Below are 9431 nucleotides of genomic sequence, written 5' to 3'. Positions count from 1 at the left end.
CAACAACACGTCCAGTGCTTTTATGTCACAGCACGTAGCCGATCAACCCTCGTCGAGCCGGCCTTGTACGGCCCGCACGATCGGCAGGTCGGCGGACGCCCCCTTCGCTTTTCGGCCGTAAGCGGCTTCGCCGCCCGGATAGAGCGACCGTCCGGGCGCGGTTAGCTTTCTCGCAATACCTCGGCGCCCCGCGATTCTTCGGAGTTTCTCCACCGGAGGCCGACCGGTTCCTCACCGGCCGCACCCGTTTCGCCACCGACTCTCATCACCGACTTTCATGACCGGCAACCTCGACTTTCGCGACCGACAAGAAAAGGATCATCATGTCCGCCGACATCAGTTATGACGAACTTCATGAGGCCCGCCGTGCAAGCGGGGTTCCGCTCTTCAACGACCAGCCCATGAAGCTGGGCGTCTTCGGCACCAACTGCAGCTACGGAGTCATGGCGAGCCTGGCGCCGTCGAGCTACGAGGCGACGTGGGACCACACGGTCAAGATCGCCAAGGTGGCCGACGGTCTCGGTTTCGAGGCGCTCGTGCCGATCGCCCGGTGGAAGGGAATGGGCGGTGAGAGCAACTTCAACGGCCGCAACTTCGAGACGCACACCTGGGCCGCCGGCCTGGCGCAGGCGACCGAGAACATCATGGTGTTCTCCACGACCCACGTGCCGACGAAGCACCCGATCGTCGCCGCCAAGGAGTCGGTGACCGTCGACCACATCTCCCACGGGCGGTTCGGCCTGAACATGACCATGGGCTGGTACACCCAGGAGATGGAGATGTTCGGCGGAAGGCAGCGCGAACACGACACGCGCTACCGCTACGGCAGCGAGTGGATCACCATCGTCAAGAAGCTGTGGACCGAGTCGGGCACCTTCGACTTCGACGGCGAGTTCTTCGAGATCAGGCAGGCGGAGGCCGAGCCGAAGCCGGTCCAGCAGCCCTACCCGGTCCTGGTGAACGCGGGCAACTCGCCGGCCGGCCTGGAGTTCTGCGCCAAGGAGTGCGACTTCAACTTCATCGCCTTCGCCAACGCCGAGGAGGCCAAGGCCACCGGTGACAAGGTGCGCAAAATCGCACACGGCCACGGCCGTGACCTGGGCATCATCAGCTACGGCAACGTGATCTGCCGGGACACCGAAAAGGAGACCAAGCAGCTCTACGACCTGATCCTGGAGAAGGGCGACTGGGCGGTCGCGGCGAGCGTCTCCAGCGGGCTGGGCGCGCAGAGCCAGTCGTTCGAGCAGATCAAGGCCATGCAGGAGCGGTTCATCACCGGCTACGGCGGCTACCCCCTCATCGGCACGCCGGAGCAGATCGTGGACCAGCTGCTCGCGCTGTCGAAGGCGGGGGTGGACGGCATGCTGCTCGGCTTCCTCGACTACCACGAGGAGCTGGGCTACTTCGGCGAGCGCATCCTGCCGCTGATGCGGGAAGCCGGTCTGAGGCGGTGACCGTGTCCGCCATCGGCCGGGAGGAAGGCGTTGACACGACGGTGGAATCGGCGATCAGCGTGGCGGAGTACAAGCGCGTGCTCGGCGGCTTCTGCACCGGCGTCACCGTGGTGGCCTCGGTCGTCGGCGGGACACCGGTCGGCTTCACCTGCCAGTCCTTCGGGGCGCTGTCGCTGTCACCGCCACTGGTGATGCTCTGCCCTGCGGCCTCCTCCACCACATGGCCCCTGATCAGGGCCGCCGGCGCCGCGGTGATCAGCATCCTCGCGGCGGACCAGGAGGACCTGAGCAGGAGGTTCGCCGTGTCCGGCGGGGACAAGTTCGCCGACGTGCGCTGGGAACCCTCGCCGAGCGGGCTGCCGATCCTGGACGGCGCGCTCGGCTGGGTCGACTGCGAGATCGAGGACGAGCGTCCGGCGGGCGATCACACGATCGCGGTCTGCCGGGTGCGCGCCCTCAGCGTGAACCCGCAGGTCCGGCCGCTGCTGTTTCACCACGGAAGGTACGTGCGCACAGGAGATCCGCGGGGAGAGCCCGTGGCGGGACGAGGATGACATGAAACTGGTCACCGTGTATGGAAGCCCGACCCCGCCGGGGCGGCTGGCCGCGGCGCTCACCGCCGCCGAGAGGTACGGCAGGGCGCTGGACCCCACCCTGCGGATCGAACGGCTGACACCCCGGGCCGGTACCGGGCCGGCCGGAGACTGGGCGGAGACGGCGGTGGAGACGATCGAGACCGCCGACGCGGTGCTGATCTCCTCGCCGGTGTTCCGCGCCTCGTTCCCCGCGGTCCTCAAGGAGCTGCTGGACCGGCTTCCCGTGTCGGCGCTGCGCTCCAAACCGGTCGGACTGCTCGTCGTCGGGGCGGCGCCACAGCACTATCTGGCGGTCGACCGCCACCTCGGTGACGTGCTGTCGTGGTTCGGCGCGCTGCGCCTGCCCACGAGCTGCTTCGTCGAGGCGGGCTCGATCGTCGGCGGCACGCCCGCGCCGCGGGCCCAAGCCGAGATCGGCGAGCTGGTCACGGCGCTGATCGAGCTGACGTCGTGCGTGGGTGGCAGGGTGCTGGGCCCGGCTCCCCTCGCCGCGCGAGGAACCTAGGTGAGCGCGCTCCCGGCGGGGTTCCCGACGCCCGCCCAGGGCGTCGTCACCTCCGGGGCCGGGCGTCGAGAACCCTGCCGATGAGGTCGCCCAGGAGGGCGACGTCCGCCTCGGACAGCGCCCCTGTCAGCCGCCTGTTCACCTCGTGAACGAGCGGGGTCGCCGTCTCGACGACCCGCTCGCCGGCCGGGGTGAGCTCCAGCAGGCTCCTGCGGCGGTCCGCCGGATCGCGCCGCTTACGGATCAGGCCCGCCCTGACCAGGCGGTTGACGATGTCGGCGGCGGTGGAGGAGTCCAGCGCGACCAGCGAGCAGAGATTCTGCTGATGAATTCCCGGCCGGACCGCGAGCGTCGAGAGAACACCGAACTGAGGAGCGGTGATCCAGCCGTTCAGTTCTTTTTCCCAAATGGTGTCGTGAAGCTGGTGAAGCCGCCGGATCAGAAATCCCGGCATCGAATGGATGGGGATGTTCTCTCCGTCCCCCGACATCCGTACTCCGTCTCCTCCACCACTCGAATCCAGTTGGCCCGCAAAGAGAGGATCGACATGTCTCACCCCGTCGGCGTCCCTGAGGATGCCATTGTGGCGAACTATATCGGAGGTCAATGGCTGACCTCTTCACGGCCGGGCGAATCCAGGGAGCCGGCCACCGGTGACGTTCTCGGCCGATTCTACGATGCCGACGTCGAGCAGGTGGACGAGGCCATCCGCGTGGCCCGCGACGTATTCACCCACCACGAGTGGAAAAACAACCGGGAACTGCGGGCGACGGCGCTGTTCGAGCTGGCCACCGCGTTCGAACGCCACCGTGGCGAACTGGTCGCCCTGCTGGCCCGGGAGAACGGAAAGATCGTCCCGGAGGCCGAGTTCGAGCTGAGCCTGGTCGCGCCGAAGCTGCGGTACTACGCGGCGCTCGCGCTGGCCGACACCGGCCGCGCCGCCGAGGCCAGGCCCGGCGTCTTCTCCATGGCGCTGCGGCAGCCGATCGGCGTTGCCGGCGTGATCGTCCCGTGGAACTCACCGGTCATCCTGGCCGTCCGGTCGTTCGCCCCGGCCCTGGCGGCCGGCTGTACCGCGGTGGTCAAGCTGCCCGCGCAGACGGCGCTGGTCAACCACGCGATGGCCCGGGTCGTCGCCGAGGTCGCCTCCCTGCCCGCCGGGGTGCTGAACCTGTTCACCGAGTCCGGGGACGAGGGCGCGAAGCGGCTCGTCCAGTCCGGCCAGGTGAACGTCGTCAGCTACACCGGCAGCACCCAGGTCGGCCGCAAGATCATGGAGGCGGCGGGCGCGTCCCTCAAGCGGCTCTCGCTCGAACTCGGCGGAAAGACGCCGATGATCGTGTTCGACGACGCCGACCTCGACCGGGTGGTGCCCACCCTCGTCAAGGGGATCACCACGTTCAGCGGCCAGTTCTGCATGACGGGCAGCCGGATCCTGGTCCAGGCCGGAATCGCCGGCCAGGTCCGCGAGCGGCTGGCGAGCGCCCTGGAGAAGGTGGTCGTCGGTCCCGGTGACGATCCGGCAAGCGAGATGGGCCCGATGATCGACATGGCGAACGCGCGCCGCGTCGAGGCGATCATCGCGGACGCGGCACCGCACGCGGAGGTCATCGTGCGCGGCGGCCCGGTCGAGGACGGCCCGCTCAGCCGGGGCGCCTACCACCGCCCGTCCCTGCTCGGTGTCGACGACATCGACTCGCCGCTGATCCAGCGGGAGCTGTTCGGCCCCGTGGCGACGTTCGAGGTCTTCGACGACGAGGCCGACGCCGTCCGCCGCGCCAACGCGACCGAGTACGGCCTCGCCGCCTCGGTGTGGACGGCCAACGGCGACCGGGCCCTGCGGGTCGCCCGGGAACTGGAGGCGGGAACCGTGTGGTGCAACGCCTGGGCGGTCGTGCTGGACCAGTTCGAGGAGGGCGGGTTCAAGCAGAGCGGGCTGGGCCGGCTCAACGGTGTGCGCGGGCTGGAGGAGTTCCAGGAGATCAAGCACCTCGTACAGGTCAGCGGATAAGGGCCGCCGGATCCGGCGGGGTATCCCCACGCCCCGCCGGCCGGTCCGGCCCCGGACGGGGTACGGCCCGGCGACACCCGGACCGTACCCGCGAGCTGCGCTACAGTCGCGGGTGGCATGAACTGACGCGAGGTGCCTCCCCGGGGAGGAGAATCGGGAAGCCGGTGTGATTCCGGCACGGGCCCGCCGCGGTGATCGGGGAGCTGCCGTCCATGCACACGCGTGCGGCCACTGGCCTTCGGGCTGGGAAGGCGGACGGTGAAGGCGTAGATCCGAGAGTCCGAAGACCGGCCTCGCTCTCACCTGCCACCCGCCGAGGTGGCATGACGCAGCGGGAGCCTGCCCTGTGAACACCGACATCTATCACGTCATCCACCGCCGCCGTGACGTGCGGGCCCAGTTCAGCGGCGAGCCCGTCCCCGACGACGTCCTTGAGCGCGTGCTGGGCGCCGCACACGCGGCCCCCAGTGTGGGACTGTCCCAGCCGTGGGACTTCGTCCTGGTAAGGGACCGGGATACCCGTCAGGCCTTTCACGATCACGTCCAGCGGGAGCGAGCCGTCTTCGCGGCGTCCCTCACCGGGAGCGAGGCGGAGCGGTTCGCCCGGATAAAGATCGACGGGGTGCTGGAGTCGAGCCTGTCGGTGGTCGTCACCTACGACGCCGGGCGGGGCGGCCCCGCGGTCCTTGGCCGGCACGCCATCGCCGACGCCGGCCTGTACTCGGTCTGCCTGGCCATCCAGAACCTGTGGCTGGCCGCCACCGCCGAGAACATGGGGGTCGGCTGGGTGTCGTTCTACCGCGAACCGTTCGTACGGCGGCTGCTCGGCATCCCCGCTGAGATCCGCCCGGTGGCCTGGCTGTGCCTGGGGCCGGTCTTCCATGTCGAGGCGGTGCCCGACCTGGAGCGCCACGGGTGGCGCAGTCGCGTCGCGCTGCGCACCGCGGTTCATCACGAACGCTGGTGAGACGTCCGCCCCGGCCCGCTCCGCGGAGGGGATCCCGTACCGGCCACGGCGGCGACGCCACCCCCGTGGCCGGGCCCGGCGACGCCACTATCGGCGCGGATCCCAACCGCGATCTCGAACGGCCACGGAGTACCGGCGGGGAGGGGCCGGAGACTCTCGCGTCCGGACTACGGGATCGCCACGGTCACCGGCGAACCGGTCCCGGCGCACAACAGGCGCACGGCGTCGACGGACGCCCTCAGGGCGGCCAGCTCGCGGTCGACGTCCAGCCCTCCGGAGGAGGCATAGGTCTCGGTGACGGCCGTGCCGAGCACCGCGAGCGCCGAAGCGGTGTGCTCCATGGCCTGGCCGGCCTCCTCGTCCGCCGACTCGGCCGCCTCACGTACGGCCTTCTCCCCGTCGTAGGTGTGAATCTGCAGGACGATCGGGATGAGGTCACTGGCGATGGTCTCGTCGAGGTCGTACAGCGCCCGCTCGTACTGCACACAGGCCGCTCTGTTGCGCGGGCTGACACCGGTGCCGGGAGTGATGGGCAAGGGCTCCTGCGAACCGGAACATCCCGCCATAAGGGCAGTAAATAAGGCAAGTGGAGTGATTCTCCGCAAGATAGCTCCTGGCTACAAGGAAGGGGCGGAGAGTAGACGCCGGCCACCGAGGGCCGGTTGTCCGAACAGAGACACGGACCAGTCGCCATGGGGCGGAATTCTACGGCAACCGGAGTTCGAATGACTTTTTTCTCGTATCCTCGCGGGGATGTCGAGAATACGAGGGTCTGCTTCGACCTACACCCGAAAGCGCTGACGAGAGCGCACGAAGGTTGAGGAGCGCGAACATGAAGTACATGCTGCTGATGCAGTTCGGTCCGCAGAGCGGCCTCCCGCCGGTCGACACCTGGCCTCCGCAGGACCTCAAGGCCCACATCGCGTTCATGCACGAGGCGAACGGCAGACTCGTCGAGGCGGGGGAGTTCGTGGACGCGCAGGGGCTGGCCGATCCGGGACAGGCCAGGATCGTGCGGGCCGGTGACGGCGGCGCCCCCGTCGTCACCGACGGCCCCTACCCCGAGACCAAGGAGTTCCTGGTCGGCTACTGGATCGTCGACTGCGAGAGCCTGGAGCGGGCGATCGACCTCGCCGCGTACGTCTCGGCCGCGCCCGGGCCCGGCGGCAGGCCGCTGAACATGCCGATCGAGGTGCGCCAGGTGATGTCGGGCCCGCCCGAGGAGCTCTGACCGCTGAACACCCCGGCCGCCGACGACCTGCTGCGCGTACTGGCGCCGCAGGTCGTCGGCGTGCTCACCCGGCGTTTCGGAGACTTCGACGCCGCCGAGGACGCGGTTCAGGAGGCGCTGCTGGACGCCACGGCCCAGTGGCCCGAACAGGGCGTGCCAGGCAACCCTCGGGGCTGGCTCATCCAGGTCGCCTCCCGCCGGATGGCCGAGCGGCTACGCGGTGAGCAGGCCCGCCGCCGCCGGGAGGAGCGGGCGGCCGCGCAGACGCCCCCGGACCGGTGGACGGCGCCGCCGGCGGACGACCCGCACCGGACGGACCGGGACGACACGCTGATCATGCTGTTCCTGTGCTGCCATCCCGCGCTGAGCGCGGCCTCGGCGATCGCCCTCACCCTGCGGTCCGTAGGCGGTCTGACCACCGCCGAGATCGCCAGGGCCTTCCTGGTGCCCGAGGCGACCATGGCCCAGCGGATCAGCCGGGCCAAGCAGCGCATCAAGGCCTCCGGCGTCCCGTTCCGGATGCCCGCCCCCGAGGAACGGACGCGGCGGCTCGGCGCGGTGCTGCACGTGCTGTACCTCGTCTTCAACGAGGGCTACGCCGGCAGCGCCGGCCCTCACCTGCACCGCGTGGAGCTGTCCCGCGAGGCGATCCGGCTGGCCCGGATGGCCCGCGACCTGCTCCCCGACGACTGTGAGGTGGCCGGGCTTCTGGCGCTGATGCTTCTCACCGACGCCCGCCGCCCCGCCCGCACCGACACCGGCGGCGCCCCGATCCCGCTGGCCGAACAGGACCGCGGCCGGTGGGACGGCGCGGCCATCGCCGAAGGAGTCGAGCTCATCACCACCACCCTGGCCAGGGGCGCGGTCGGCCCCTACCAGCTCCAGGCGGCGATAGCCGCGCTCCACGACGAGGCCGCGACGGCCGAGGAGACCGACTGGCCGCAGATCCTGGCACTGTACGGCCTGCTGGAACGCATGTCCGACAACCCCATGGTCTCGCTCAACCGCGCCGTGGCCGCCGCCATGGTGCACGGCGCCGCGACCGGCCTCGACATGCTCAACGTCCTCGACACCGACCAGCGCCTGGCCGGGCACCACCGCCTGCACGCGGCCCGAGCCCACCTCCTGGAGATGACCGGCGACCACCTGGCGGCCGTCCACCACTACCGCGCGGCGGCGAGCCGTACGACGAACATCCCCGAACGCGACTACCTCACCACCCGGGCCGCCCACCTCGCCGCCCCGGAGCAACCCGGGTAACCGAGACTCCCCCGGACGGCACAGAGATCGGACCCGGCGGCCGGTCCGAGGCGGATGCGGCGCCGGGCGGGCGCCCGCGGTCGGTTCTCACGACCGACGCCACCTCCTCCCCGTCCCACCTCAGGCGGGGGAGCGATCAGTTCTTACGGCCGACGCCACCGGCCTGGCCGATGACCGGAACCTCGCCGAAGGCGCCCGCGTCCGGCCGCCACAGCGGGACCGAGACGACGCCGGGGTCGAGCAGTTCCAGGCCGTCGAAGAAACCGGCGACCTCGTCATGGGCACGCAGGACATAGGGGATGGCACCGGACTCGTTGTAGGTCCGCTGAGCCTCGTCGTAGGCGCCGTCGTCGGCCCCGGGGGCGGCTTCGAAAGGGACGCTGATGCCGTCGTTGAGCGACAGGTAGCTGCCGGCCGGCAGGCCGGCCAGCAGCCGGGCCACGATGGAGCGCGCCTCGGCGTAGTCAGCGATGTGGCCGGTGACACCGCTCAGGATGAGCGCGACCGGCCGGGTGAGGTCGAGCGCGGCGGCGGCATGGCGCAGGATCGCCTCGGGGTCGCGCAGGTCGGCGTCGACGTAGCTGGTGGCGCCTTCGGGACTGCTGGTGAGCAGGGCGCGGGCGTGCACGAGCACCAGCGGGTCGTTGTCGACGTAGACGACGTGGGATTCGGGGGCGACGCGCTGCGCGATCTCGTGGGTGTTGTCGACGGTCGGCAGGCCGGTACCGACGTCGAGGAACTGCCGGACCCGGGCCTCCCCCGCCAGGTGGCGGATGGTGCGGGCCAGAAACGCCCGGGAGTGACGGGCGATGTCGACGATGCCGGGGAAGACCGCGGCGTAGGCGTCACCGGCCTGCCGGTCCACGGGGTAGTTGTCCTTGCCGCCCAGCCAGTGATTCCAGATGCGCGCCGAGTGCGGCACGGAGGTGTCGATGTGGGGCGTGGCCTGACCGGGAGGGAACGAACCATATGCCACAGGGGGAAACCTCTCCTTAATTCGGGCTCAGTCGTCATCTCACAACCTAACCTTCCCTCCCCCCGCCGCCCCCCAATCGTGGATCTTGAACAGAACGACCGGCCAGGCTCCCCGCCCCAGGACCGGCCATAGGCGATCCGCACGACATCGCGGCCCGCCCGTTCACCCGCCAGAGATCGCATCCCGATTGATCACCGCCGATCCCGCGACGGCGCCCCCCTGCGAACCTTGGGCACGCATTGGGCGCGCATTGGGCGCGACCAACCGCTACAAGCCAATGACAACCAGCCGGAAAAAGAGCACCCCTAACCGTGAACATCCAGGTCAGGGGTGCTTTTCGTGTGATCACAAGGGGTAGGGCGGGCGGGACTCGAACCCGCGACCCAGGGATTATGAGTCCCCTGCTCTAACCGGCTGAGCTACCGCCCCTC

Annotated in this window: 10 protein-coding genes, 1 tRNA gene and 1 riboswitch; of the genes, 7 read left to right on the top strand and 4 right to left on the bottom strand. The window is 69.9% G+C overall.

What is annotated here, in order from left to right; genetic code table 11:
* The first annotated feature begins 323 nt into the window (after nucleotides 1–323).
* Genes ACWEF2_RS18485 through ACWEF2_RS18475 form a run of 3 tightly spaced genes read left to right on the top strand, consistent with a single transcriptional unit; the run spans nucleotide 324 to nucleotide 2555 of the window.
* The gene (locus ACWEF2_RS18485; protein WP_453816665.1) at nucleotides 324–1454 is read left to right on the top strand and encodes an LLM class flavin-dependent oxidoreductase; all 1131 of its coding nucleotides are present in this window, start codon (nucleotides 324–326) and stop codon (nucleotides 1452–1454) included.
* The gene (locus ACWEF2_RS18480; RefSeq protein WP_453816663.1) at nucleotides 1451–2008 is read left to right on the top strand and encodes a flavin reductase family protein; all 558 of its coding nucleotides are present in this window, start codon (nucleotides 1451–1453) and stop codon (nucleotides 2006–2008) included. Before ACWEF2_RS18485 ends, ACWEF2_RS18480 begins: the two co-directional genes overlap by 4 nt.
* 1 nt (nucleotide 2009) lies before the next feature.
* Nucleotides 2010–2555, top strand: a complete 546-nt coding sequence (locus ACWEF2_RS18475) for an NADPH-dependent FMN reductase (protein WP_453816661.1) — start codon at nucleotides 2010–2012, stop codon at nucleotides 2553–2555.
* 46 nt (nucleotides 2556–2601) lie between these two features.
* On the opposite strand, the gene ACWEF2_RS18470 is transcribed toward ACWEF2_RS18475, so the two are convergent.
* On the bottom strand, nucleotides 2602–3045 hold the full coding sequence (locus ACWEF2_RS18470) for a MarR family winged helix-turn-helix transcriptional regulator (RefSeq protein ID WP_453816660.1): 444 nt from the start codon (nucleotides 3043–3045) through the stop codon (nucleotides 2602–2604).
* Nucleotides 3046–3138: 93 nt separating this feature from the next.
* On the opposite strand from ACWEF2_RS18470, the gene ACWEF2_RS18465 reads away from it, so the two are divergent.
* Together ACWEF2_RS18465 and bluB are read left to right on the top strand one after the other, a co-directional pair.
* Complete coding sequence (locus ACWEF2_RS18465) at nucleotides 3139–4566, top strand: aldehyde dehydrogenase family protein (RefSeq protein ID WP_453816658.1); 1428 nt, start codon at nucleotides 3139–3141, stop codon at nucleotides 4564–4566.
* Between the two features lie 114 nt (nucleotides 4567–4680).
* Nucleotides 4681–4876: riboswitch (cobalamin riboswitch) on the top strand.
* 36 nt (nucleotides 4877–4912) lie between these two features.
* On the top strand, nucleotides 4913–5533 hold the full coding sequence (gene bluB / locus ACWEF2_RS18460; protein WP_453816656.1) for a 5,6-dimethylbenzimidazole synthase: 621 nt from the start codon (nucleotides 4913–4915) through the stop codon (nucleotides 5531–5533).
* Nucleotides 5534–5700: 167 nt separating this feature from the next.
* Here the strand turns inward: bluB and ACWEF2_RS18455 are convergent, their stop codons facing one another.
* Entirely contained in the window at nucleotides 5701–6069 is a 369-nt protein-coding gene (locus ACWEF2_RS18455; RefSeq protein WP_453816654.1) for a hypothetical protein, read from the bottom strand.
* A gap of 296 nt (nucleotides 6070–6365) precedes the next feature.
* Here ACWEF2_RS18455 and ACWEF2_RS18450 point away from each other — a divergent pair, with 296 nt between their 5' ends.
* Nucleotides 6366–6764, top strand: coding sequence for a YciI family protein (locus tag ACWEF2_RS18450; protein WP_453816652.1), 399 nt, complete (start codon nucleotides 6366–6368; stop codon nucleotides 6762–6764).
* 3 nt (nucleotides 6765–6767) lie between these two features.
* Complete coding sequence (locus tag ACWEF2_RS18445) at nucleotides 6768–8024, top strand: RNA polymerase sigma factor (RefSeq protein ID WP_453816670.1); 1257 nt, start codon at nucleotides 6768–6770, stop codon at nucleotides 8022–8024.
* A 136-nt stretch (nucleotides 8025–8160) separates the two neighbouring features.
* Here ACWEF2_RS18445 and ACWEF2_RS18440 read toward each other — a convergent pair whose 3' ends face one another.
* Both ACWEF2_RS18440 and ACWEF2_RS18435 read right to left on the bottom strand, forming a co-directional pair.
* Entirely contained in the window at nucleotides 8161–9000 is an 840-nt protein-coding gene (locus ACWEF2_RS18440; protein ID WP_453816650.1) for an SAM-dependent methyltransferase, read from the bottom strand.
* A 355-nt stretch (nucleotides 9001–9355) separates the two neighbouring features.
* Nucleotides 9356–9429, bottom strand: a tRNA-Ile gene (locus tag ACWEF2_RS18435).
* Between the last annotated feature and the right edge of the window lie 2 nt (nucleotides 9430–9431).

The organism is Streptosporangium sp. NPDC004631, assembly GCF_053601935.1.
The sequence above is the reverse complement of the archived record's forward strand: the minus strand, read 5'-3'. Positions and strand labels throughout refer to the sequence as shown.